Annotated in this window: 25 protein-coding genes; 15 read left to right on the plus strand and 10 right to left on the minus strand. The window is 71.8% G+C overall.

Features of this window, described 5'->3' with window-relative positions; translation table 11 throughout:
- Window positions 1–47: 47 nt before the first annotated feature.
- Window positions 48–950 (plus strand): LysR family transcriptional regulator, encoded by a 903-nt coding sequence (locus ACYUD3_RS22440; RefSeq protein WP_470972592.1) that lies wholly within the window; start codon window positions 48–50, stop codon window positions 948–950.
- A 94-nt stretch (window positions 951–1,044) separates the two neighbouring features.
- Here ACYUD3_RS22440 and ACYUD3_RS22445 read toward each other — a convergent pair whose 3' ends face one another.
- Window positions 1,045–1,512, minus strand: coding sequence for a pyridoxamine 5'-phosphate oxidase family protein (locus ACYUD3_RS22445; protein ID WP_470972594.1), 468 nt, complete (start codon window positions 1,510–1,512; stop codon window positions 1,045–1,047).
- 166 nt (window positions 1,513–1,678) lie between these two features.
- Here ACYUD3_RS22445 and ACYUD3_RS22450 point away from each other — a divergent pair, with 166 nt between their 5' ends.
- Complete coding sequence (locus ACYUD3_RS22450) at window positions 1,679–2,302, plus strand: cysteine hydrolase family protein (RefSeq protein ID WP_470972596.1); 624 nt, start codon at window positions 1,679–1,681, stop codon at window positions 2,300–2,302.
- Window position 2,303: 1 nt separating this feature from the next.
- On the opposite strand, the gene ACYUD3_RS22455 is transcribed toward ACYUD3_RS22450, so the two are convergent.
- Window positions 2,304–2,810, minus strand: coding sequence for a Rieske (2Fe-2S) protein (locus ACYUD3_RS22455; protein ID WP_470972598.1), 507 nt, complete (start codon window positions 2,808–2,810; stop codon window positions 2,304–2,306).
- A 185-nt stretch (window positions 2,811–2,995) separates the two neighbouring features.
- Between ACYUD3_RS22455 and ACYUD3_RS22460 the strand changes: the two genes are divergently transcribed.
- The 7 genes from ACYUD3_RS22460 to ACYUD3_RS22490 all read left to right on the plus strand — a co-directional run bounded on the left by ACYUD3_RS22460 (window position 2,996) and on the right by ACYUD3_RS22490 (window position 9,243).
- Window positions 2,996–3,754, plus strand: coding sequence for a HipA family kinase (locus tag ACYUD3_RS22460; RefSeq protein WP_470972600.1), 759 nt, complete (start codon window positions 2,996–2,998; stop codon window positions 3,752–3,754).
- A gap of 64 nt (window positions 3,755–3,818) precedes the next feature.
- Window positions 3,819–4,238, plus strand: a complete 420-nt coding sequence (locus ACYUD3_RS22465) for a DUF3037 domain-containing protein (RefSeq protein WP_470973217.1) — start codon at window positions 3,819–3,821, stop codon at window positions 4,236–4,238.
- A 133-nt stretch (window positions 4,239–4,371) separates the two neighbouring features.
- Window positions 4,372–5,133 (plus strand): 3-oxoacyl-ACP reductase FabG, encoded by a 762-nt coding sequence (fabG, locus tag ACYUD3_RS22470; protein WP_470972602.1) that lies wholly within the window; start codon window positions 4,372–4,374, stop codon window positions 5,131–5,133.
- A 14-nt stretch (window positions 5,134–5,147) separates the two neighbouring features.
- Entirely contained in the window at window positions 5,148–5,903 is a 756-nt protein-coding gene (locus ACYUD3_RS22475) for an SDR family oxidoreductase (protein ID WP_470972604.1), read from the plus strand.
- Window positions 5,904–6,176: 273 nt separating this feature from the next.
- Entirely contained in the window at window positions 6,177–7,703 is a 1,527-nt protein-coding gene (locus tag ACYUD3_RS22480; protein ID WP_470973220.1) for an ABC transporter substrate-binding protein, read from the plus strand.
- 142 nt (window positions 7,704–7,845) lie between these two features.
- On the plus strand, window positions 7,846–8,529 hold the full coding sequence (gene ung / locus ACYUD3_RS22485; protein ID WP_470972606.1) for a uracil-DNA glycosylase: 684 nt from the start codon (window positions 7,846–7,848) through the stop codon (window positions 8,527–8,529).
- A gap of 216 nt (window positions 8,530–8,745) precedes the next feature.
- The gene (locus ACYUD3_RS22490) at window positions 8,746–9,243 is read left to right on the plus strand and encodes a hypothetical protein (protein WP_470972607.1); all 498 of its coding nucleotides are present in this window, start codon (window positions 8,746–8,748) and stop codon (window positions 9,241–9,243) included.
- 314 nt (window positions 9,244–9,557) lie between these two features.
- Here ACYUD3_RS22490 and ACYUD3_RS22495 read toward each other — a convergent pair whose 3' ends face one another.
- Both ACYUD3_RS22495 and ACYUD3_RS22500 read right to left on the minus strand, forming a co-directional pair.
- Complete coding sequence (locus tag ACYUD3_RS22495) at window positions 9,558–10,025, minus strand: hypothetical protein (protein ID WP_470972609.1); 468 nt, start codon at window positions 10,023–10,025, stop codon at window positions 9,558–9,560.
- A 214-nt stretch (window positions 10,026–10,239) separates the two neighbouring features.
- Window positions 10,240–10,752, minus strand: a complete 513-nt coding sequence (locus ACYUD3_RS22500) for a DinB family protein (RefSeq protein WP_470972611.1) — start codon at window positions 10,750–10,752, stop codon at window positions 10,240–10,242.
- Window positions 10,753–10,833: 81 nt separating this feature from the next.
- Here ACYUD3_RS22500 and ACYUD3_RS22505 point away from each other — a divergent pair, with 81 nt between their 5' ends.
- A complete protein-coding gene (locus ACYUD3_RS22505) occupies window positions 10,834–11,730 on the plus strand; it encodes a Gfo/Idh/MocA family protein (protein WP_470972612.1) in 897 nt (298 codons plus the stop codon).
- Here ACYUD3_RS22505 and lnt read toward each other — a convergent pair.
- Genes lnt through ACYUD3_RS22520 form a run of 3 tightly spaced genes read right to left on the minus strand, consistent with a single transcriptional unit; the run spans window position 11,663 to window position 14,093 of the window.
- Window positions 11,663–13,315, minus strand: a complete 1,653-nt coding sequence (gene lnt, locus ACYUD3_RS22510) for an apolipoprotein N-acyltransferase (protein ID WP_470972614.1) — start codon at window positions 13,313–13,315, stop codon at window positions 11,663–11,665. The genes ACYUD3_RS22505 and lnt overlap by 68 nt on opposite strands.
- A 57-nt stretch (window positions 13,316–13,372) precedes the next feature.
- Complete coding sequence (locus ACYUD3_RS22515; protein ID WP_470972616.1) at window positions 13,373–13,861, minus strand: nuclear transport factor 2 family protein; 489 nt, start codon at window positions 13,859–13,861, stop codon at window positions 13,373–13,375.
- Between the two features lie 28 nt (window positions 13,862–13,889).
- The gene (locus tag ACYUD3_RS22520) at window positions 13,890–14,093 is read right to left on the minus strand and encodes a hypothetical protein (RefSeq protein WP_470972618.1); all 204 of its coding nucleotides are present in this window, start codon (window positions 14,091–14,093) and stop codon (window positions 13,890–13,892) included.
- A gap of 277 nt (window positions 14,094–14,370) precedes the next feature.
- Between ACYUD3_RS22520 and ACYUD3_RS22525 the strand changes: the two genes are divergently transcribed.
- Together ACYUD3_RS22525 and ACYUD3_RS22530 are read left to right on the plus strand one after the other, a co-directional pair.
- Window positions 14,371–14,988 (plus strand): DUF4291 domain-containing protein, encoded by a 618-nt coding sequence (locus ACYUD3_RS22525; RefSeq protein WP_470973223.1) that lies wholly within the window; start codon window positions 14,371–14,373, stop codon window positions 14,986–14,988.
- 28 nt (window positions 14,989–15,016) lie between these two features.
- Complete coding sequence (locus tag ACYUD3_RS22530) at window positions 15,017–15,757, plus strand: SDR family NAD(P)-dependent oxidoreductase (protein ID WP_470972620.1); 741 nt, start codon at window positions 15,017–15,019, stop codon at window positions 15,755–15,757.
- A 311-nt stretch (window positions 15,758–16,068) separates the two neighbouring features.
- On the opposite strand, the gene ACYUD3_RS22535 is transcribed toward ACYUD3_RS22530, so the two are convergent.
- Window positions 16,069–16,248: a hypothetical protein gene (locus ACYUD3_RS22535; RefSeq protein ID WP_470972622.1), complete on the minus strand. Its 180-nt coding sequence runs from the start codon at window positions 16,246–16,248 to the stop codon at window positions 16,069–16,071.
- A 155-nt stretch (window positions 16,249–16,403) separates the two neighbouring features.
- A complete protein-coding gene (locus tag ACYUD3_RS22540; protein ID WP_470972624.1) occupies window positions 16,404–17,279 on the minus strand; it encodes an undecaprenyl-diphosphate phosphatase in 876 nt (291 codons plus the stop codon).
- Window positions 17,280–17,747: 468 nt separating this feature from the next.
- Between ACYUD3_RS22540 and ACYUD3_RS22545 the strand changes: the two genes are divergently transcribed.
- Genes ACYUD3_RS22545 through ACYUD3_RS22555 form a run of 3 tightly spaced genes read left to right on the plus strand, consistent with a single transcriptional unit; the run spans window position 17,748 to window position 20,562 of the window.
- Complete coding sequence (locus tag ACYUD3_RS22545; protein ID WP_470972626.1) at window positions 17,748–18,944, plus strand: Gfo/Idh/MocA family protein; 1,197 nt, start codon at window positions 17,748–17,750, stop codon at window positions 18,942–18,944.
- Window positions 18,941–19,858 carry a DUF6807 domain-containing protein gene (locus tag ACYUD3_RS22550; RefSeq protein WP_470972628.1) on the plus strand — a complete coding sequence of 306 codons (918 nt, stop codon included), beginning with the start codon at window positions 18,941–18,943 and terminating at the stop codon, window positions 19,856–19,858. Before ACYUD3_RS22545 ends, ACYUD3_RS22550 begins: the two co-directional genes overlap by 4 nt.
- On the plus strand, window positions 19,852–20,562 hold the full coding sequence (locus tag ACYUD3_RS22555; RefSeq protein WP_470973226.1) for a cupin domain-containing protein: 711 nt from the start codon (window positions 19,852–19,854) through the stop codon (window positions 20,560–20,562). The genes ACYUD3_RS22550 and ACYUD3_RS22555 overlap by 7 nt, the downstream gene beginning before the upstream one ends.
- Window positions 20,563–20,623: 61 nt before the next feature.
- On the opposite strand, the gene ACYUD3_RS22560 is transcribed toward ACYUD3_RS22555, so the two are convergent.
- The gene (locus tag ACYUD3_RS22560; protein WP_470972630.1) at window positions 20,624–21,385 is read right to left on the minus strand and encodes a TVP38/TMEM64 family protein; all 762 of its coding nucleotides are present in this window, start codon (window positions 21,383–21,385) and stop codon (window positions 20,624–20,626) included.
- Window positions 21,386–21,592 lie beyond the last annotated feature (207 nt).

Genomic DNA, 21,592 nt, shown 5'->3' on the forward strand with positions numbered 1-21,592 from the left:
TTAGCACAATTGACAGTTGGCTCCAGGTACCTCGTAGCATTGCTTACATGTTGAACCTGGAGCGCCTGCGCACCCTCGACGCCCTCGCCCGGCACGGCTCGGTCAGCGCCGCCTCGCTCGCGCTGCACATCACCACCTCGGCCGTCTCGCAGCAGCTGGCCAAGCTGGAGCGGGAGGTCGGCCAGCAGCTGCTCGCCAAGCACGGGCGTGGGGTGCGGCTCACGGACGCCGGGAAGCTGCTCGCCGACCACGCGGCCCGCATCCTCTCCCAGGTCGAGCTCGCCCAGTCCGACCTGGAGGCCCGGCGCGGCGAGGTCGTCGGCGAGCTGAGGATCGCGGCGTTCGCGACCGCCGCGCGCGGCCTCTACCCGGCCGCGCTCAGCGCCCTGCGGCGCGACTACCCGGGGCTGCGGGTGTTCTCCACCGAGCTGGAGCCCGAGCAGTCCATTCCGGCCGTCATGCGGGGCGACCTGGACCTCGCCGTCGTCCTCGACTGGTACAACAAGCCGATGGCGCTGCCCGAGGGGCTGGTCAAGGCGCCGCTCCTCGACGACCCCGCCGAGGTCGCGATGGCCGCCGGCCATCCGCTGGCCGGGCGCATGGAGGCCGATCTCACGGAGTTCGCCGACGACGAGTGGGTCACCTGGAACGAGGGTGAATTCTGTTACGAGTGGCTGACGTTCACCCTGCGCTCCCGGGGCGTCGAACCGCGCATCGCGCACCGGGTCGGTGAGACGCACACCCAACTCGCGCTGGTCGAGGCCGGGTTGGGGGTGTGCATCGCACCGCTGCTGGGGCGCGACCCGGTACCGGCCGGGGTCGTCACCGTGCGGCTGAGGCAGGGGGTGCGGCGGCACGTGTTCGTCATCTGGCGCGCCGACGCCGACCGCCGCCCGTCGATCAGGGCGGCGGTGAAGGCGCTGCGGGCGGTGGCCGAGAAGGTCAACTGAGCGGCTCGGCAAGGCCGAAGGCCAACTGGGCTTCCTGGCAGGCCCGAAGGCCAACTGGGCGTCCGCACCGGGCCGTTGCCCAACTCCCTTCCGCTCAGCCCCCGTTCAGCTTGCGGAAGTCCCACGACACGATCTTCTCCGGCGTCAGCCGCACCCACGCGTGCCGCCCGTCGTGCGGCATCGACTCCACCCGGAAGTTCTTGCGCGCGAACCGCGTCTCCACGGCGTCGAGTTCGGCGCACAGCTCGCCGGTGCGCGGCGTCTCGCCCACGAACTCGACGGTCCCCGACAGCTCGACGCCGCGCAGCTGGTCGTACTCCTCGCCGGTGTCGACGACGATCGCCACGCGCGGGTCGCGGCGCAGGTGGGTCCAGCGTTTGCTGCGGACGACCGAGTACAGCCAGAGCGAGGTCCCGTCCCAGAGGAACCACAGGGCGCTGACGTGCGGGGCGCCGCCGGCCGAGACGGTGGCCACCCGGCAGGTGCGCTGCGTGGCGAGGAACTCGTCCAGCTCGCCCGGCGTCATCATGATCCTGCGGCCCCGGCGCTGGGTGACGGTCATGCCAAGTCCCCTTGTTCTGTCGGCTCTTTCGTCATTCCTTACGTCCGTACCCGCCCGCATCCCTCAGCGGCGGCGGAAAGATCCTCTGACGGATCGTCAGAAACAGTCTTCCGGTCTCCCGCTCCGATGACTACCCTCGCGGGCACGCCGGAAGACAGGGGGAGACGTGATTCTCGCCACGGAGAACGCCGTTCTGCTCACGGTCGAGTGCCAGGAGGGGGTGGTGGGGGCCGGCTCGGCTCTGCCTCAACTCGCCGCTGCGGCAAGGGAGTCGGGTGCGCTCGCGAACGTCGCCCGGCTCGTCGCCGCCGCGCACACGGCCGGCGTACAAGTGATCCACGCCGTCGCCGAACGCCGCCCCGACGGCCGGGGCGCCAGCCGCAACGCCCGCCTCTTCCGCGCCGCCGGGAGACTGCCGGTCCAGCAGCTCACCGGCACCGCGGCGGTACGGATCGCGGCGCCGGTCGAGGTCGCCGCCGAGGACATCGTCGTACGCAGGCTGCACGGCCTGTCGCCGTTGCACGGGACCGAAGTCGACTCTCTGCTGCGGAACTTGGGGTGCCGGACGCTGGTCGTCGCCGGGGTGTCCGCGAATGTCGCGATTCCCAACTCGGTGTTCGACGCGGTGAATTGGGGTTACGAGGTGGTCGTGCCCTCGGACGCCGTCGCGGGGGTGCCCGCTGAGTACACCCCCGCGATGGTCCGCCACACCCTCGCGTTGGTCGCCACGGTCGCGACCACGGACGAGGTGGTGGCTGCGTTCAACTCCGGCCCATTGAAAGGGCGTTGAACTAGGCCAGGGTGATGTTGCTGCCGCTGACCTTGATGCTCACGGAGGGCAGCGCCTTCTGTGCGGGACCGCTCTTGACGCTGCCGTCCTCGATCGAGAAGTTGCTGTTGTGGCAGGGGCAGTTGATGACGCCGTCGGCCACGCTCTTGACCGCGCAGCCTTGGTGGGTGCAGACGGCCGAGAACGCCTTGTAGGTGCCCGCGGTGGGCTGGGTGACGACGACCTTCTCCGACTCGAAGACCTTGCCGCCGCCCTGGGGGATGTCGGCGGTCGTGGTCAGCGCGGTCCCGGCACCGGCCGCCGCGTTGTCGCCGCCGCCCGTGCCGCCGGTGCTCGCGGCCCCGGTCGAACCGGTCGTCCCGCTGGTACCGGAGCCGGTCGACGAGGACGAGCTGTCGTCGGAGCTGCCGCACGCGGTCAGCGCCGCGGCGAGCCCTGCCGCTCCGGCCGCCGCCACGACGGTACGACGGGCGGGCGTTGCGGAGGGTTTGAGCGATGCGCTGGTCATGCTGGGCGGTTCCCTTCGGGGGGTGGTTTCTGACGGTCCGCCCAGGGGTACGGCGTGGGGTGGCGCAGCGTTCAGCGCGCCCCGCGCGCGGGCGGTGTCCCCGCGATGCTTCCGTGTCCGGGGTCAGGGCGGCGTAAGCCAGAGCTGTCGTCGAGCTGTCAGCGGCACGCCGGTAACCTGGGCCAATGCTCAAGGACGTCACCGCCACCCGGTACATCACGCCCCTGCGTGAGGGCGGCTCGCTGCCCGGTCTGGTCGAGGCCGACGACTTCGGGACCTACGTCCTGAAGTTCAGCGGCGCCGGGCAGGGCCGCAAGACGCTCGTCGCAGAGGTGATCTCCGGTGAACTCGCCCGGCGGCTCGGCTTCCGCGTCCCCCGGCTCGTCACCGTCCAACTGGACCCCGTCCTCGGGCTCGCCGAACCCGAGCAGCAGGTCCAGGACCTCCTGCGGGGCAGCGGCGGCACCAACCTCGGCATGGACTTCCTCTCCGGCGCCCTCGGCTTCGACCCGCTGGCCTTCGAGGTGAGCCCCGAGGACGCCGGCCGGATCGTCTGGTTCGACGCCCTGGTCGGCAACGTCGACCGCTCCTGGCGCAACCCCAACCTCCTGATGAGCCGCGGCGAACTCTGGCTCATCGACCATGGTGCGACGATGATCTGGCAGCACAACTGGCCCGGGGCGGAGGTCTCCGCCGCCCGCGCGTACGACGCCGCCGACCACGCCCTCGCCCCCTTCGCCCCCGATGTCGCGGGCGCCGCGCGGGAGTTGGCCCCGCTCGTCACCGCGGAACTGCTCGCCGAGGTCACCGCCGAGGTCCCGGACGCGTGGCTGGCCGACGAGCCCGCGTTCGACGGTCCTGACGAGGTGCGGCGGGCGTACGCGGGGCCGCTGCTGGCGCGGGCGGGGGACATCCACGCGCGCGTGAAGGGACTTGTCGTATGAGAAGCAATCGCGCCTCTAAGGGTGCGTGCAGGGAGACCACCCGATGACCGAGCACCTCACCCACATGGCCGGCCAGCTCACCGAGCGCCACATCACCCGCGCGGGACAGGGCGGCGGCCGGGACGTCTACGAGTACGCCCTGCTGCGGATCGTCCCGCGCGTGGAGCGCGGCGAGTGCGTCAACGCGGGCGTGCTGGTCTACTGCCGCGCCAAGGCGTACGTCGGCGCCCGCACGCACCTCGACGAGGCGCGGCTGCGCGCCCTGGACCCCGCCGTGGACGTCGAGGGCGTACGGGCCGCTCTGGGGGCCGTGGAGCGGGTCTGCGAGGCCGCGGGGCAGTCGGCGGCCGACGACCCCGGACGGCGCTTCCGGTGGCTCGTGGCGCCGCGTTCGACGATCGTCCAGCCGGGGCCGGTGCACACGGGCCTCACCGTCGACCCGGCCGCCGAGGCCGAGCGGCTGCTGGAGCTGCTCGTCCGGTAATCCCGGTGTCCCGTTGACACCGGGTGCCAGTGCTTCTAGCGTCACGGGTGGAGAAGGTACTAAGCGGTCGCTCACTGCGCCGCGGGGCCTGCCGAAGAGCCGCAGAGTTCTCTAGGTCGAGGAGAGACAGGACATGTCCACCACTGAAGCGCGGGTCGCGATCGTCACCGGCGCCGCGCGGGGCATCGGCGCCGCCACCGCCGTACGCCTGGCCGCCGAGGGCCGCGCGGTCGCCGTGATCGACCTCGACGAGGCCGCCTGCAAGGACACGGTCGAGAAGATCACCGCGGCCGGCGGCACGGCGATCGCGGTCGGCGCGGACGTCTCCGACGAGGCGCAGGTCGAGGCCGCCGTCGCGCGCGTCGCCGCCGAGCTGGGGGCGCCGACGATCCTCGTCAACAACGCGGGTGTCCTGCGCGACAACCTGCTGTTCAAGATGACGTCGTCCGACTGGGACACCGTCCTGAACGTCCACCTGCGCGGCTCGTTCCTGATGGCCAAGGCCGTCCAGAAGCACATGGTCGACGCCGGCTTCGGGCGGATCGTCAACCTCTCCTCCTCCTCGGCCCTCGGCAACCGCGGCCAGGCCAACTACGCCGCCGCCAAGGCCGGGTTGCAGGGCTTCACCAAGACCCTCGCCATCGAGCTGGGCAAGTTCGGCATCACCGCCAACTCCGTCGCCCCCGGCTTCATCGCCACCGAGATGACCAAGGCCACCGCCGACCGGGTCAAGATGGACTTCGAGGACTTCAAGAAGGCCGCTGCGGGCACCATCCCGGTCCAGCGCGTCGGCGAGCCCGAGGACATCGCCAACGCCATCGCCTTCTTCACCGGCGAGGCGGCCGGCTTCGTCTCCGGCCAGGTCCTGTACGTCGCCGGCGGCCCGCTGAACTAGGAAGTACGGACAACATGACTGTGGAACTCTCCGGCAAGGTCGCCCTCGTCACCGGCGCCAGCCGAGGCATCGGGTACGGCGTCGCCGAGGCGCTCGTCGCGCGCGGTGACCGCGTCTGCATCACCGGCCGCAACGAGGACGCCCTCAAGGAGGCCGTCGCCAGGCTCGGCGCCGACCGCGTCATCGGCGTCGCCGGCAAGGCCCACGACCTGGGGCACCAGGCCGAGGTCGTCGACCATGTGATGGAGGCCTTCGGCCGCGTCGACTATCTGGTCAACAACGCCGGTACGAACCCGGTGTTCGGGCCGCTCGCCGACCTCGACCTCGACGTCGCCCGCAAGGTGTACGAGACCAACGTCATCTCCGCGCTGGGCTTCGCGCAGAAGACCTGGCACGCCTGGCAGAAGGACAACGGCGGGGCGATCGTCAACATCGCGTCCGTGTCCGGGATCGCGCCCTCCCCGTTCATCGCCGCGTACGGCATGAGCAAGGCCGCGATGATCAACCTGACCCAGCAGCTCGCGCACGAGTTCGCGCCCAGGGTGCGGGTCAACGCGATCGCCCCGGCGGTCGTCAAGACCAAGTTCGCGCAGGCCCTCTACGAGGGGCGCGAGGAGGAGGCCGCCGCGGCCTACCCGCTCGGGCGGCTCGGGGTGCCCGAGGACATCGGGGGCGCGGCGGCGTTCCTGACCTCCGCGCAGGCCGACTGGATCACCGGGCAGACCCTCGTCGTCGACGGCGGGATCTTCCTCAACGCCGCGGTCGGATAGTAGTAGTTCAGCTCCGCGCGGGCGCCGTTCCCTTCCCGGGGGCGGCGCCTTCGTCATGCGCGCGGCACTTCCCGGGGGCGCACAGAAGCCTCATAGCGGGCGCCCGGGAAACGCTTCGGCCGATGACAACGTAGTCGCTTCCCGAACACCCGCGCGGGACGTGCCGCTGGAGTAGGGTCTGCCGCCAACCCCCCTTGGTACGGCTGATCGAGGAGCGTGCGCGTGTTCAGGACGAGGCTGCTGAGGGGAACGGCGGTTGCCGTGTCCTTGGGGATGACCGCCGGGTGCGGGTACCTGCCCGGGGGCTCGGGGGGCGACAAGGGGCCGATCGTCGTGGGGACCACCAGCGCGCCCAGCACGCTCGACCCGGCCGGGGCCTGGGACGGCTCCTGGGAGCTGTTCCGCAACGTCTACCAGACCCTGCTCGCCTACCCGGGCGGCGCGACCGAACCGCAGCCGGACGCCGCCCAGAGCTGCGCGTTCGCCGCCGACCACCGCAGCTACACCTGCGAGCTGCGGTCCGGCCTCAAGTTCAGCAACGGCGAGAAGCTGGACGCGGCGGCCGTCAAGCATTCCGTCGACCGCATCCGCAGCATCAACGCCCCCAGCGGCCCCGCCGGACTCCTCGGGAGCCTCGACAAGGTCGAGACCAGCGGCGCCCGGCAGGTCACCTTCCGGCTCAACAAGCCCGACGCGACCTTCCCGTTCGTCCTCGCCACCCCGGCGCTCTCCCTCGTCCCCCCGGTGGACTACCCGCGCAACTCCTTGCGCGAAAGCCCGAATGTGATCGGTTCTGGCCCTTACCGGCTCCAGGCGTACGACCAAGGGAAACGGTCAGTTCTGGTCAGAAACGGCTCCTACAAGGGTCTCGCCGACCGCAAGAACGACGCCGTCACCATCCGCTACTTCCAGGACTCGGCCGGCATGGTCAAGGCCCTGCGCGCCCACGAGATCGACGTCACCTACATGGGACTCGCCGCCGATGACGTCGTCTCCCTCGGCACGAAGAGCGCCGACAACAAGGGACTCGAGCTGTACGAAGGGGCCAGCAGCAGCATCAACTACCTGGTGTTCAACCCCAAGGACGCCACCGCGAACCGGCTCGCCGTACGCCGCGCGGTCGCGCAGACCGTCGACCGCGCGGACATCGCGCACAAGGTGTACCAGGACACCGTCGAACCGCTGTACTCGATGGTCCCGCAGGGCGTCACCGGGCACACGACCTCGTACTTCGACGTGTTCGGGGCGCCCGACGCGGCCAAGGCGCGCAAGATCCTCGACGACGCCGGGGTGCCCACGCCCGTGCCGCTCACCCTCTGGTACACCACCGACCGCTACGGGTCCGACACCGCGCTGGAGTTCAGGGAGCTCAAGGCGCAGTTCGACGGGTCGGGGCTGTTCCGGGTGACCCTGCGCAGCCGGCCCTGGAACGACTTCGTCGTCGGCTACCAGAAGGGCGAGTACCCGGTGTTCGGGCGGGGCTGGCAGCCCGACTTCCCCGACCCGGACAACTTCGTCGCGCCGTTCGTGGGGGAGCGCAACGCGCTCGGGACGCCGTACCCGAGCCCGCGGATCACCGACGTGCTGCTGCCCAAGTCGCGCGAGGAGAGCGACCGGGCCGACGTCGTCAAGGACTTCCAGGACGCGCAGCGCATCCTCGTCCAGGACGTGCGGCTGCTGCCGCTGTGGCAGGGCAAGCAGTACATCGCGACCGAGGAGGACATCTCCGGCGGGGAGCGCTCGCTGGACCCCGCGACGATCATGACGATGTGGGAGCTGTCGCGGAAGACCAGCTGGTGAGAGCGGGTGTGGGGGGCGTTGTCAGTGGGCGGTTGTAAGTTCTGTCGTGTGGCCGCCTCCGAAGGTCCGTCAGCGGGGCTCGCGGGGGTTCGCAGAGCTTGCGGGGGGCCGCGAAACGACCGTACGACCGAAGGACGTTGACGTGACCGACACCGCCATGCTGCCCGAGTCCTGGCGCGGGGTTCTGGCCGACGAACTGGCGCAGCCCTACTTCAAGGAGCTGACCGAGTTCGTCGAGGAGGAGCGGGCGAAGGGTCCCGTCTACCCGCCCCGCGAGGAGGTCTTCGCCGCGCTGGACGCCACGCCCTACGACCAGGTCAAGGTCCTCGTCCTCGGCCAGGACCCCTACCACGGGGAGGGCCAGGGGCACGGCCTGTGCTTCTCCGTGCGGCCCGGGGTGAAGATCCCGCCGTCCCTGCGGAACATCTACAAGGAGCTCAACGCCGAACTGGGCACGCCCATCCCCGACAACGGGTACCTCATGCCGTGGGCCGAGCAGGGGGTGCTGCTGCTCAACGCGGTGCTGACCGTGCGCGCGGGCGAGGCCAACTCGCACAAGAACAAGGGGTGGGAGAAGTTCACGGACGCGGTGATCAAGGCCGTCGTCGAGCGGCCCGACCCGGCCGTGTTCGTGCTGTGGGGGAACTACGCGCAGAAGAAGCTGCCGCTCATCGACGAGAGCCGGCACATCGTGGTGAAGGGGGCGCACCCCTCGCCGCTGTCCGCGAAGAAGTTCTTCGGCTCGCGGCCGTTCACGCAGATCAACGAGGCGATGGCCCAGCAGGGGCACAAGGGGGTGGACTGGGGGATTCCGGATCTCGGCTGAGCTGGAGCGGGTGAGGTGAGGGAAGGGGCGTGCGGTGGGGTGAGGGCAAGGGGGTGCGCGGCGAGGTGAGGGAAGGGCACGCGCGGCCCCGCCCGTCCGGTCCCGCCTGACGGCGATCCTCGCCGGGTGCGGTTAGCGTCGTCGCAGGGACGGCCGCGGCGCTGCGGCTGCGGCCGGTCCTGGACTTCAGGCGACGTTCGGGCACGGAGGCCACGGGTGGCGGAGCAGCGGGAACAGGCGGTGCCGGATGCCGTTCTGGCGCGGGTGGGGCCGGTCGTGATGCTGCATCACGGGGGCGACCGGGAGGAGGCGCGCGACCGGCTGCTCGCGATGTGGGCGGAGGTGGGGGAGTCGGGGACCGCCTGGCAGCGGTGCACGCTCGCGCACTACCTCGCCGACACCCAGGACGACCCCGCCGACGAGCTGGCCTGGGACCTGCGGGCCCTCACGGCGGCCCAGGAGGACCCCTCACCCGCCGCCCGCGCCCTCTCCCCCTCCCTCCACCTCAACCTCGCCGCGGACTACGAGCGGCTGGGCCGCCCGGACGCGGCGCGCACACATCTGCGGCGGGCGCGGAGCGCGGCGGGCGGGCTGGGGGAGGACGGATACAGCGCGGGCGTGCGGGCGGAGATCGCCCGGCTGGAAGGGGTGCTGGGGGAGCTGGGGGAATCGGGGGAGACGGGGGAGGGGTGGGGGCCGCCTCGGCCCAGGTGAGGTGAGGTGAGGGGAGGGGGCTGGGCCGGGAGGGGTGCGGTGCTGCCGGGCGGTCGGCGGGTGCCGGGACTTGCGGTCGGCGTGCTCTGGGATTTCGGGGCGTGTGCATGCCGGGGAGCGGGAGGGTGCGTGATCGGCCGTGCTTGTGCCGTGGAGCGGGAGGGGCGCGTGACTGGTCGTGCGTATGCCGCGTGGTGCGGGCGAGGTGCGTGACCGGCCATACGTACGCCGTGGAGTGGGCGAGGTGCGTGACCGGCCGTGCGTGCGCCTCACGGAAGAGGCCCCGCCGGCGTCGTCCCCCCGGCGGCCCCGCCCTAGCGCCCGTACGCCTCCTCGCAGATCTGGGACTCCGGGCTGCCGGGCTTCCATGCGCCGTACTGGCGGCCCAGTGCGCAGACGTCGGTGTTCCGGCGGAGCTCCTTCTCGACGTCCGGGATCTCGACGCGGGGGTGGCTCGACGGGCGCCGAGGGGTGGGGTGGGACGTGTGGTGGCGGGGTTTGGGGTCGGCGGGCTGGTGGTGCCGGGACGGCGGGGAGTCGCGGGATTCCGAGGGTGGCTGTTTCTCTTGTTCGGGCGACGGGCGCATCATCTCCAGCGCCTCCCGTACCGGTGCCTCGACGACCTGCGTCGCGGTCCGCGCGTCCGGCCGGGGGAGCGGTGGGACGGAGGGGGCCGTGGGCGGACCGGGGGCGGCCGGGTGCTGCTGCACGGTCACACAGCCGGTCAGGGCCGAGACGGCCACGGAGACGAGGAGGGTTGCGGTAGTCGTCGTTCGATGCACCCGCGCAACTCTGGCCGCTCGGGGACCCGGAGGGACAGTGGACAAGCGGAGGATGCCCCGCACGGGTGATCTCCTGCCCCGGACGGGGGGTGCGCGTCAGCGAGGGGTGACGGGCGAGGGGTGACGATCATCCCGGCGGGCGTCTCAAGATGCGCCGCCAGCCGCCAGCCGCCAGCCGCCAGCCGCCCCTCAACCCCCTTGCGCCCCGCCCCCCTCAATCCCCCGTAACCCCATCAATCCGCTCCCGCAACAGATCCGCGTGCCCGTTGTGCCGTGCGTACTCCTCGATCATGTGGGTGTAGATCCAGCGCAGGCTGAAAAGTTCCCCGGTGTCCCGGCTCTTGCCCACCGACAGAGCGTCCAGGCCGACCCCGGACGCGCGCTGCCGGGCCGTCTCGATCTCGCGCTGCCAGGTGCCGTACGCCTCCTCCCACGTGTCCCGCTCGGTCAGGTGGAACTCGCCGTCGGGGTCGGCGTCGGAGTAGTAGATCGGGCCGGCGTCCTCGCCGGTCAGGACCCTGCGGAACCAGCTGCGCTCGACCTCCGCCATGTGCCGCACCAGGCCCATCAGGCTCAGCCCGGAGGGCGGTACGGCGGCCGTGCGCAGCTGTTCGTCGGTGAGGTCCGCGCACTTCAGGGCGAGGGTCTGGCGGTGGTAGTCGAGCCAGCCTTCGAGCATGGCCCGCTCGGGGGCGGCTAGGGCGGGTTCGGCGCGCTGTGTCGTCATGGCCGTATGATCGCCGCCCCCCGCGCCCGCTGCCACGCCTTTATGCTGCCCGCAGGGGGGACCGTCGACGAGGGAGCGCGTGTGAAGGTCGGCTGCATCGGGCTCGGGGACATCGCGCGGAAGGCGTATCTGCCGGTGCTGGGGGCCGCGCCGGGCGTCGAACCGCATCTGCACACCCGCACCCCGGCCACCCTCGACGAGGTCGGCGACACCCTCCGCGTCCCGCCCGCGCAGCGCCACCGCGAGCTGGAGAGCCTCCTCGACGCGGGGCTGGACGCCGCGTTCGTCCACGCCCCGACCGCCGCCCACCCCGACCTCGTCACCCGGCTCCTCGAAGCCGGCGTCCCCACGTACGTCGACAAGCCGCTCAGCTACCAACTCGCCGACTGCGTACGGCTGGTGGAGCTGGCCGAGGCGCGCGGGACGTCGCTGGCCGTCGGTTTCAACCGGCGGTACGCGCCCGGGTACGCGCAGTGCGCCGACCACCCCCGCGAGCTGATCCTGATGCAGAAGAACCGCGCCGGGCTGCCGGAGGAGCCCCGGCGGATGGTGTACGACGACTTCATCCACGTCGTCGACACGCTGCGGTTCCTCGTGCCCGGCGAGGTGACGGACGTGACCGTGCGGGGCCGGATCCGGGACGGGCTGCTGCACCACGTCGTGCTTCAGCTCGCCGGGGACGGGTTCACCGCGCTCGGCGTCATGAACCGGCTCAGCGGGTCGAACGAGGAGATCCTGGAGGTCTCCGGGCAGGACACCAAACGGCAGGTCGTCAACCTCGCCGAGGTGATCGACCACAAGGGGCAGCCCAGTGTGCGGCGGCGCGGGGACTGGGTGCCGGTCGCGCGCCAACGGGGCATCGAGCAGGCCGTGTCGGGGTTCCTGGACGCCGTACGGGCCGGGCGGACGCTCAGCGCACGGGACGCGCTGGCGACTCATGAGCTGTGCGAGCGGGTGGTGTTTGAGGTGAGCGGCTGATCCGGCGCAGGCGGAGCGCGCCGTACGCGGCCAGCAGGAGCAGGGACGCGGTGACCGGCCAGTCGCCCAGCCGGGCGTACAGGGTCGTACCGGTCGTGAGCGGGACGTCGTACACCTCCGCGCCCGCCGTCCCGATGCGGTCGCCGAGCTGCCGTCCTTGCGGGTCGTAGACGGCGGAGACGCCCGTCAGGGTCGCGTGGACGAACGTGCGGCCGGTCTCGGCGGCGCGCAGGGCGGCCAGGGAGGCGTGCTGTTCGGGGGCCCAACTGCCCTGGAAGGACGAGGTGGAGGACTGGGCGACGAGGATGTCGGCGCCCTTGTTCGCCAGGTTGGCGCTCATGTCCGGGAACGCCGTCTCGAAGCAGATCATCGGGCCCAGGGTCAGCCCGTGCCCGGCGTTCATCAGGGTCTGTTCCGTGCCCCGGCGGCGGTCCTCGCCGGCCGCCTTGCCGACCGACGTCGCCCAGCCGAGCAGGGCGCGGGCCGGGATGTACTCGCCGAAGGGGACCAGCCGCATCTTGTCGTACCGGTCGCCCGTCGGTCCTTCGGGGCCGATCAGGATCGAGCTCTTGTAGATGCCGGGGCGGTCGGAGCGGCGGGCGTCGACGTTGACCAGGATGTCCGCGTCCGTCGCCCGCGCCAGCGCGGCCAGTCTGCGAGCCAGGTCGGGGCGGCCGGCCAGGTCGTACCCGACACTGCTCTCGCCCCATACCACCAAGTCGACGTCCCTGCCCACGAGTTCGCGGGTCAGCTGCTCCTCGCGGTTGAAGCGGGCGTCCGGGCCCTCGATCACGCCCGGCTGGACGACCGCGATCCGGGCCCGGGCGTCCGGCTGCGGACGCGGCGCCCACGCCCAGGCGGCGCAGGCCGCGACGGCGGTCGTGAGGAGGGTGACCACGGCGGGGCGGCGGGCGGTGGGTACGGCGATCAGGACGGCCACGGCCGTGTTGAGCGCGACCACCAGGAAGCTCAGCAGCCACACTCCGCCGAGGGAGGCGAGGCGCAGGGTCGGGGTGACCTGCCACTGGCTCGCGCCGAGCATGCCCCAGGGGCCGCCGAGGGCCTGCCAGGAGCGGACGAGTTCGATGGCGAGCCAGGCGGAGGGGAGGAGGAGAAGGGCGGCGGCGTGTTGCTTGCCAGGGGTGCCGGTTCTGCCGGGTCCGCCGGTTCCGCCTTCGCCGAGCAGTTTGTATGTCAGCCATCCCCAGGGCGCCCACAGCGCGCCCAGGAGTGCCGCCAGCACGAAGAGGAAGACGTTCAGGCTCGGCAGCAGCCAGTGGTGCATCGCCACCATGAATCCGAAGCCGCCGCACCAGCCGTCGTACGCGGCGCGTCGGGGGTTGGGCGCGGAGCGGATCAGGAGGATCCAGGGGACGAGGGCGATGTACGCCCACCACCAGAGGGAGGGGGCGGGGAAGGCGAGGATGGGGAGGGTGCCGGAGAGGGTGGCCAGGGCGGGGCGGCGCCAGGGGGACGGGTGTTCCGGGGGCGTCGTTTTGAGGGGCGGGCGCTGTGGGGCCGTCGTTTTGAGGGGCGGGCGTTGCGGGGTCGCTGTCCAGCGGTGGTTCGTCCAGCGGTGGTTCATGCGACCCCTTCCTCCGCGCCCCCGTCCGTCGCTCCCAGTCTGCGCTGACCGGCGGATCTACGACAGAGGGCGGGGCGCGGGGCGGCCGTCCGGGTGAAGGGCGGTGCGGCGCCATTTCTCGTGTACGACGGCCTCGGTGAGCCGCCAGCCGTCCGGTGTGCGCAGGAGCGCGAACGCGTAACGGCCGCCGCTGACGAGGTCCGGGGCGCCGTCGTGCCCGGTGAGGCGGAGTGGGCTGTAGTAGTCCGCGCGGACGTGTGCCGTGTCCCCGGTGTCCTGCTCCAGCGTGCCGAAGCGCAGCCGCCTGTTGACGATCAGATGCTGCCGCATCGAGAACAGCCGCATGCTCTGTGCCAGCCACGCCGAGACCTCCGGTATCCCTCCCTCCACCCCGCCGGCCGACCGGTAGTCGGCCCGCCCGTCCGGCGTGAACAGCCCTTCGTACGCGGCCCAGTTCTCGTCGTCCACCGCGTTCGCGTAGTCACTGATCACCTCGTCCACCGCCAACCGGTCCATCACCATGGCGAGTTCCACACGCTGCGTCATGGGGCTGAGTGTTGGGGACGGGGGGTGGCTAGCCAAGGGGTGTGCGGGGGGTGTTGTCCGAGGGGAGGGGGAACGGGGGGTGCGGGGCCTGGAGGATGAGGGTGGTCGGGAGGGCGGGGTGGCTGGCTGCCATGGCGCGGACCCACTCGACGGGGTCGAGGTGGTTGGAGGGGGCGATGGTGACGTCGGTGGTGGCGCGTTCGGGTTCGGTGAGTTCGGGGCGGACGGGCATGGCCAGGCGGACGCTGTGGGCGGGGTCGTGGGGCAGGGGTCTGACGATGTCGATGGGGACGTCGAGGTTGGCGGCCAGTTCCAGGCGGTCCCCTTCGTCCGGGCTCGCGGCGAAGTCGTGCGACGGTCGCCGGGTGCAGGGTGGCGTGGCGGGTCATGTCCTGGTTGCCGCCTGTGGGGAGGAGGAGGTCGGTGCAGTCCGGGGCGTCGAGGCAGGCCTCGCGCGGGGCTGCCCGGCGTACGTAGGCGTCGGCGTCGTGGAGCAGACGGCTACGACGATGAACGATCTCGTCGTGACGACCGTGCAGCCCCCGAAGTTTCAGATCCGTGCCCGGCAGACGGGCGGGACCGTCACCGTATATCAGGCTTATCGGCCGGAGATCGGGGTGGCCGCCGCTCGGGACGGGCGGTTTCCCCCGGTGTGGAGCAGGGGGCGGATGACGTGGATCAAGCCGTCGTTCCTGTGGATGATGTACCGCTGCGGCTGGGCGGAGAAGGAGGGGCAGGAGACCGTGCTGGCCGTCGAGATCCGGCGGGAGGGGTTCGAGTGGGCCCTGCGGAACGCCTGCCTCTCGCATCATGTGCCCGAGCTGCACGGTGAACGGGGCGCGTGGAAACGGCAGTTGAAGGCTGCTGCGGCGCGGGTCCAGTGGGATCCCGAACGGGACCTGCGGCTCGCTCCGTTGCCCTACCGGTCGCTTCAACTCGGGCTGGGCGGTGAGGCGGTGGCGCGGTACGCCGATGAGTGGATCGTCGGGATCGAGGACGTCACCGGGCTGGCCAGAGAGGTGCACGGGCGGGTGAAGGAAGGGCAACTCGCGCGCGCCGCCGCGTTGTTGCCTCCGGAGCCGGAGTACGTGGTGGGGGAGGATGTGGTGGCTCATCTTCGGGGGTGAGCTGTCGCCGTGCGCAGGAGGTCGTGCCATGTCCCGTTCCGTCACTGTCGTCACCGGGGGGAGCCGGGGGATCGGGGCCGCCGTGTGTCTGCGGCTCGCCGCGGAGGGGCATGACCTGGTGATCGGGTACGCGCGGGACGCGTCGTCGGCGGAGGCGGTGGCCGAGGGGGTGCGGGCGGCCGGCGGGCGCGCCGTCGCCGTACGCGCCGATGTCGCCGTCGAGGCCGATGTGGAGCGGCTGTTCGATGCCGGCGAGGGGCAACTCGGGGGTGTCACCGGGCTGGTGAACAACGCCGGGGTGAGTGGTCCGCTGGGGCGGCTCGCCGATGTGAGCATCGCTGATCTGCGGCGCGTGGTCGACGTCAACCTCCTTGGCACGCTGCTCTGTTCACGCCGGGCGGCCCAGCTGATGGTTCCGCGCGGGGGCGGTGCGATCGTCAACATCTCGTCCGCCGCCGCCACGCTCGGCAGCCCCGGCGACTACGTCCATTACGCCGCCACCAAGGCCGCCGTCGACACCCTCACCCTCGGCCTCGCCAAGGAGCTGGGCCCCGACGGCGTCCGCGTCAACGCCGTCGCGCCCGGGATCATCGACACGGAGATGCATGCGGCGATGGGGGATCCGGGGCGGGCCGAGCGGCTGGCCGGGGGGATTCCGCTGCGGCGGGCGGGGAGGGGGGAGGAGGTCGCGGCGGCGGTGGCTTGGCTGATGTCGGGGGAGGCGGGGTATATGACGGGGGCGGTGTTGCGGGTTGCGGGTGGGCGGTGAGGGGGGTGATGCCGGTTGTGGTGATTGGTGGCGCCCGGCGCTGAATGGCGGGGGGCCGGGGAGTTGGGCGGTGGCGGTGAACGCCGGCGGTCCGGCAGGGAGTTGGGTGCCGGGATCCGGGCGGGGCATTGAGCGGCGGCGCTGGGCGCCTGAATCCGGTCAGGGAGTTGGGCGGCGGTGCTCGCCTTGGGGCGACCGCCAGATCGGCCCCGGTCAACTCCCTCGCAGCACCCCCCGGTTCAGTTCTCCCCCGAAGCCGAAGCCGAAGCCGAAGCCGAAGCCGAAGCCGAAGCCGAAGCCCCGTCCCCTCTTCAAGCTGCCTCGACAACCTCGCATCGAATAGCCGCCGCCCACTCGACGACAAGGAGTTCGTACTCCGCCCGCTCATGCGTGGAGAGGGAACCGCCCGCGCGCAGCCACAACGACCTGATCCGCTCGTTCAACTCGGCAGCGGACCGCACGGAACCAGGGGCAACGGGATCGGGGGACATGCCGACAAGCGTAGGCGCAAGCGCTGACGGTCCGCCACCGCGCGGCTACGGGATCAATATGGGGTTGGTCACGGCCATTTGGGTCAACGCCTGCCTTGGGTTATGTGGCGGGCCGGGGTAAAGGGACGTCCACCCGGTCCGCACCCCGCCCTCGCTTACCCCGCCGACTCCGCCGCGTGCGGACTGAGCACCCCCGCGCTGACCAGCGCGATGATGACGATCCCGAGCACCACCCGGTAATACACGAACGGCATGAAGGACTTGGAGCTGATGAACTTCATGAACCACGAGATCACGACATACCCGGACACGAACGCGATCACCGTGGCGAAGACCGTCGGCCCCCACTCCACATGCCCCCCCTCCAGCGCGTCCTTCGTCTCGAACAGCCCGGACGCCAGCACCGCCGGGATCGCGAGGAGGAAGGAGTAGCGGGCGGCGGCCTCGCGGCGGTAGCCCATGAAGAGGCCGCCGGTGATGGTCGCGCCGGAGCGGGAGACGCCGGGGATGAGGGCGCAGGCCTGACAGAAGCCGAAGATCAGGCCGTCTTTGATGTTGAGGTTCTCCAGCGCCTTGCGCTGCTTGGGGGCGCGGTGCCGGCCGCCCGTCTCGTCGCGCGCGGCGAGGCGGTCCGCGACGCCCATGACGATGCCGATGACGATGAGCATCGTGGCCGTGATCCGCAGATCCCGGAACGGCCCCTCGATCGAGTCCTTCAGCGTCAGCCCCAGCACCCCGATCGGGATCGAGCCGACGATCACCAGCCACCCCATCTTCGCGTCCTGGTCGGCGCGCATCTCCTTCTTGAACAGCGACCGGGTCCACGCGGAGAGGATGCGGCCGATGTCCTTGCGGAAGTAGATCAGCACCGCAGCCTCCGTGCCGATCTGTGTGATCGCGGTGAAGGCGGCCCCGGGGTCCTTCCAGCCGGAGAACGCGGCGGTCAGCCGCAGATGCGCGCTGGAGGAGACGGGGAGGAACTCGGTGAGCCCCTGGACGAGCCCGAGGACGAAGGATTCAAACCAAGACATGGAAGCAGTGAGTCCAAGTACCGATCGGGAACGGGCGGGCGGTGCCACGGACACGGCGGGTGCGAAGGACGCACCACGGCCGTACGCGGGTGAGGTGTGCGGGGCTGCGGATGAGGGATGGGAGTGATGGTGATCACGGGTGCAGAGGGCAGCGTAGCGCCCCGGGCTGACAGCGTCGGCACAGGGGCGGCCCGGGCGGCGGGTCCGGCCGGCGGCCCGGCGGCCGGACCCGGGCGGAACGTTCCCCTCCAGTTCCCGGCCCGGCATGGAACGTTCACTTCCAGTCCCCGGCACAGCGGCCCCCGATCCGGCCGTACGGCCATCCCTCCCGACCGATATCCACCTGTTGACCCACCCCGCCGCCCCCGCTTACGTTGCTGCTGAGAGAAAGCGCTTGCTGTGGGTTGTCGCCGACGTCAGCCGCAGGCCGGCGCCGCCTGTACGACCGGAGGAGTGCTGATCCCGCCCATGTCCCCTTCCGCTCCTCCCCCTTCCTCTCCGCCTCCGGCTTCTTCCGTACCCCTCGCATCTCCCGCCTCCCTTGCTCCGCTCGCCGGGCGGCGTATCCGCGCGGCTGTCATCGGGACCGGTGTCATCGCGCGCGGGTCGCATCTGCCCGCGCTCCAGCAGCTGGCCGCGGAGGGGGAGACCGAGGTCGTCGCGGCCGTCGACATCGACTCGGGGGCGGTGGAGAAGTTCTGCGCCGAAGGCGGCGTACCGCACGCCTACACGGATCTGGGGCTGATGCTCGCCGAGCGGAAGCCGGACCTCGTGACCATCTGCACCCCGCCCACCCTGCACCGCGAGCAGAGCGTGGCCGCGCTGCGGGCGGGGGCCTGGGTGTGGTGCGAGAAGCCGCCGGTGCCGACACTGGCCGACTACGCCGCCGTCGAGGCTGAGGAAGGTGCGACAGGAGGTCCATACTCCTCCATCGTTTTCCAGCACCGTTTCGGTTCTGGCTCCCGGCACATCCGCCGGCTGCTCGCCGAGGGCGCGCTCGGCCGGCCGCTGGTCGCGCATTGCCAGACCACCTGGCACCGGGACACCGCCTACTACGCCGTGCCCTGGCGCGGGAAGTGGGCCACCGAGGGCGGCGGGCCCGCGATGGGGCACGGCATCCACCAGATGGACCTGCTGCTCGACCTGCTCGGGCCGTGGAGCGAGGTGCGCGCCATGGCGGGGCGGCTCGTCCATGACGTCGAGACCGAGGACGTCTCCACCGCCCTGCTGCGCTTCGAAAGCGGCGCGCTCGCGACCGTCGTCAACAGTGTGCTCAGCCCGGACGAGGTCAGCCGCATCCGCATCGACTGCGAGCGCGCGACCGTCGAACTGACCCATCTGTACGGGCACTCCAACGCCAACTGGAGCATCGTCCCGGCGCCGGGCGTGCCCGAGGAGGAGGCCGCCGCGTGGGCCGACTTCGGGGCGGACGTGCCCAGTTCGCATCTGGAGCAGCTGCGGGAGCTGGTCGTCAGCATGCGCGCGGGTGAACGGCCGCGCAGCAGCGGGGCGGACGGGCGCACCAGCCTCGAACTCATCACCGCGCTCTACAAGGCGGCGTTCACGGACGTGACCGTGCGGCGCGGGGAGATCGGCCCCGGGGACCCGTACTACACGGCGCTGCACGGCGGGGCGCCCGGCTGGGCACCGGGGGTGCAGGCGTGAGGATCGTCCACGCGCACGGGGAGCGCATCACCGTCACCGAACCCGTCACCGGCGTCGAGCTGTTCTCGTACGTCTACCGGCCCGAGGCGGCCTGGGAGGCGCCCAAGCCGTACCTGCACCCCATGCGCACGCTCGCGGGGGACGTCGTCACCGACTACCGCCCCAACGACCACCGCTGGCACAAAGGGCTCTCCCTGACCGCCTCGCACCTGTCCGGGGCGAACCTGTGGGGCGGCAACTCCTATGTCCACGGGGAGGGCTACCTCGCGATCCCGGAGCGGGTCGGCTCCATGGCGCACGCCGGCTTCGACGAGGTGTCCTCCGGCGACGGCCGGGCCGTCATCGCCGAGCGGCTGACCTGGCATCCGTACGACGGGTCGCTGTGGGCGGACGAGGCGCGGCGGATCGAGGTGCATGACGTCGACCCCGACGCCGGCTCCTGGGCGCTGACCTGGACGAGCGCGATCACCAACCGGCGCGCCGAGCCGCTGCTGTTCGGCAGCCCGACCACCGCCGGACGCGAACTCGCCGGGTACACCGGCCTCTTCTGGCGCGGCCCGCGCGCCTTCCGCGACGGCCTCATCGTCGGACCCGACGGCGAGGGCCCCGGCCTGATGGGCACACAAGGCCCCTGGCTGGCCCTCTCCGGCGAGCACGACGGCACCGACGGCCACGCCACCCTCGTCTTCGCGCACGCCCCTGAGAACGACCACAGCGGCGCCGGCGGTGCCCACCCGGCACACTGGTTCGTCCGCAACGACCCCTTCGCCGCCGTCGCCCCCTCCTGGGCCTTCCACGACGAACTGGAACTGCCGCCCGGCGAGACCCTCACCCGCCGCTACCGGGTGATCGTCGCCGACGGCGCCTGGGAGCGCGACCGGATCGCGAAGTACCTGGAGGTGCATCCCTGGTGACCGGATACGGCGGACTCCCCGGCGGCGTCGGCGTCTCCCGCCTGTGCGTCTACGACTGGCCCGCGCCCGACGGCCGCCACGGCGGCACCCCGCACCTGCACCTCGCGTGTTCCGAGGGGTACGTCGTGACCGGCGGCCGGGGCGCGGTGGAGACCCTCACGGCGTCCGGCTTCCAGGAGACACCCCTGGAGCCCGGCACCATCGCCTGGTTCACCCCGGGGACCGTCCACCGTCTGATCAACCAGGACGACCTCCAGATCACCGTCCTCATGCAGAACTCCGGTCTCCCGGAAGCGGGCGACGCAGTCCTGACCCTGCCGCCCGCGTACCTGACCGACCCGGAGACCTACGCGCGCGCGACGCGCATCCCCCCGGACGCCCCGCGTGCGGAGCAGGAGGAGATCGCCCGCACCCGCCGGGACCTCGCCCTGGAGGGCTACCGGGCGCTGCGGGAGGACCCGGCTGCTCTCAAGGCCTTCCACGAGTCCGCCGCCGCCCTGGTCCGCCCCCGGCTCGCGGAGTGGCGCGAGCGCTGGCAGCGCAGCGCCCTGGCCGCCGCCCAGGAGACCGGGTCCCAGCTCGATCGCCTCGAAGGCGGCGACTTCTCCCACCTGTCCGACGCCGTCGTCCACGCGGAACAGCCCTCCGCGCGCGGGAGGTTCGGGATGTGCGGGCGGCTGGAGGTGTACGAGCTGGGGGAGTGACGGTCCCTGTAGGTCCTTACAGGGGCGTCCATAGGCGTGCTCCCGCGCGCGTGCGCGGTGACTACCCCTTCCGCAAGTGATGCCGCTTCCGCCACGCCACCACCGCCCCCGCCACCATGGGCAGCGCGATGGACGCCAGGGCGAGGAGGAACACCGGGGACGTCGGAGAGCCCGCGCGGGCGCCCGCGATGACGTAGGCGGCCGTGTTGGGGACCGAGCCCAAGGCGGTGGCCACCAGGAACGGGGTCCAGGTCATCTTGGAGACCGAGGCCGCGTAGTTGACGCCCCAGAAGGGCAGGCCGGGGAAGAGCCGGGCCGCCAGCATGGAGCGCATCCCGTGGCGGCTCAGCTGGCCGTCCGCGGCCTTCAGGAGACGGCCCCTCAGGAGGGGCCGCAGGGCGTCCTGGCCCAGCACCCTGCCGAGGCCGAACGCCAGGCCCGCGCCCAGGACCGTGCCCACCAGGGACACGCCTATGCCGACCGCCGAGCCGAAGACGGCGCCCGCGGCGACGTTCAGCAGGGGGCGGGGGACGAACGCGACCGTGCACAGGCCGTAGGCCGCCGTGAAGACGGCCGCCGCCGAGACACCGCCCAGCTGCGGCGGCCAGCCGTCGGCCAGCAGCTTCTGCGGCTCGAAGAGCAGCACGCCCGCGCCCGCCGCCGCCAGGAGGACGACCAGCAGGGCGAAACGGGCCCAGGGGGACAGCAGCACGCGCGCGTAGCGCACGGGGACAGGGGCGACGGCGGGGACGGTGAGCTCCGTGGCGGTGGCCTGGGGAGTGGCCGTGGCGGTGCCCCCAGAGCGGGTGGTGGCATCGAGCATCCCGTGACGGTAGCCCACGGACATGTCGGATCGCTGTATGGGGCTTCTCACCGGGGGGACGGTGAACGGGACGGCACGGAAAATCGTTCGACGCCCGCCGAAGTATCCGCGAGGATCGGCGACATGTTCCGGTATGCCTTCCACCTCACGGCGCCCGCGGTCGCGGGCGCTCTGAAGGCTGCCGTCCCGCACTTCGCAGCCGCAGTC

The sequence above is a fragment of the Streptomyces sp. AMJ-169 genome, from assembly GCF_055597585.1.

Coding starts and splice junctions, on each gene's coding strand:
- ACYUD3_RS22480 (WP_470973220.1), top strand. CDS start 6,177: ATGACCGCCGGGTGCGGGTACCTGCCCGGGGGCTCGGGGGGCGACAAG.
- ACYUD3_RS22475 (WP_470972604.1), top strand. CDS start 5,148: ATGACTGTGGAACTCTCCGGCAAGGTCGCCCTCGTCACCGGCGCCAGC.
- ACYUD3_RS22500 (WP_470972611.1), bottom strand. CDS start 10,752: ATGACGACACAGCGCGCCGAACCCGCCCTAGCCGCCCCCGAGCGGGCC.
- ACYUD3_RS22445 (WP_470972594.1), bottom strand. CDS start 1,512: ATGACCGTCACCCAGCGCCGGGGCCGCAGGATCATGATGACGCCGGGC.
- ACYUD3_RS22465 (WP_470973217.1), top strand. CDS start 3,819: ATGGCCGGCCAGCTCACCGAGCGCCACATCACCCGCGCGGGACAGGGC.
- ACYUD3_RS22540 (WP_470972624.1), bottom strand. CDS start 17,279: ATGTCTTGGTTTGAATCCTTCGTCCTCGGGCTCGTCCAGGGGCTCACC.
- ACYUD3_RS22440 (WP_470972592.1), top strand. CDS start 48: ATGTTGAACCTGGAGCGCCTGCGCACCCTCGACGCCCTCGCCCGGCAC.
- ACYUD3_RS22460 (WP_470972600.1), top strand. CDS start 2,996: ATGCTCAAGGACGTCACCGCCACCCGGTACATCACGCCCCTGCGTGAG.
- ACYUD3_RS22515 (WP_470972616.1), bottom strand. CDS start 13,861: ATGACGCAGCGTGTGGAACTCGCCATGGTGATGGACCGGTTGGCGGTG.
- lnt (WP_470972614.1), bottom strand. CDS start 13,315: ATGAACCACCGCTGGACGAACCACCGCTGGACAGCGACCCCGCAACGC.
- ACYUD3_RS22535 (WP_470972622.1), bottom strand. CDS start 16,248: ATGTCCCCCGATCCCGTTGCCCCTGGTTCCGTGCGGTCCGCTGCCGAG.
- ACYUD3_RS22520 (WP_470972618.1), bottom strand. CDS start 14,093: ATGCCCGTCCGCCCCGAACTCACCGAACCCGAACGCGCCACCACCGAC.
- ACYUD3_RS22545 (WP_470972626.1), top strand. CDS start 17,748: ATGTCCCCTTCCGCTCCTCCCCCTTCCTCTCCGCCTCCGGCTTCTTCC.
- ACYUD3_RS22560 (WP_470972630.1), bottom strand. CDS start 21,385: ATGCTCGATGCCACCACCCGCTCTGGGGGCACCGCCACGGCCACTCCC.
- ACYUD3_RS22530 (WP_470972620.1), top strand. CDS start 15,017: ATGTCCCGTTCCGTCACTGTCGTCACCGGGGGGAGCCGGGGGATCGGG.
- ACYUD3_RS22525 (WP_470973223.1), top strand. CDS start 14,371: ATGAACGATCTCGTCGTGACGACCGTGCAGCCCCCGAAGTTTCAGATC.
- ACYUD3_RS22455 (WP_470972598.1), bottom strand. CDS start 2,810: ATGACCAGCGCATCGCTCAAACCCTCCGCAACGCCCGCCCGTCGTACC.
- fabG (WP_470972602.1), top strand. CDS start 4,372: ATGTCCACCACTGAAGCGCGGGTCGCGATCGTCACCGGCGCCGCGCGG.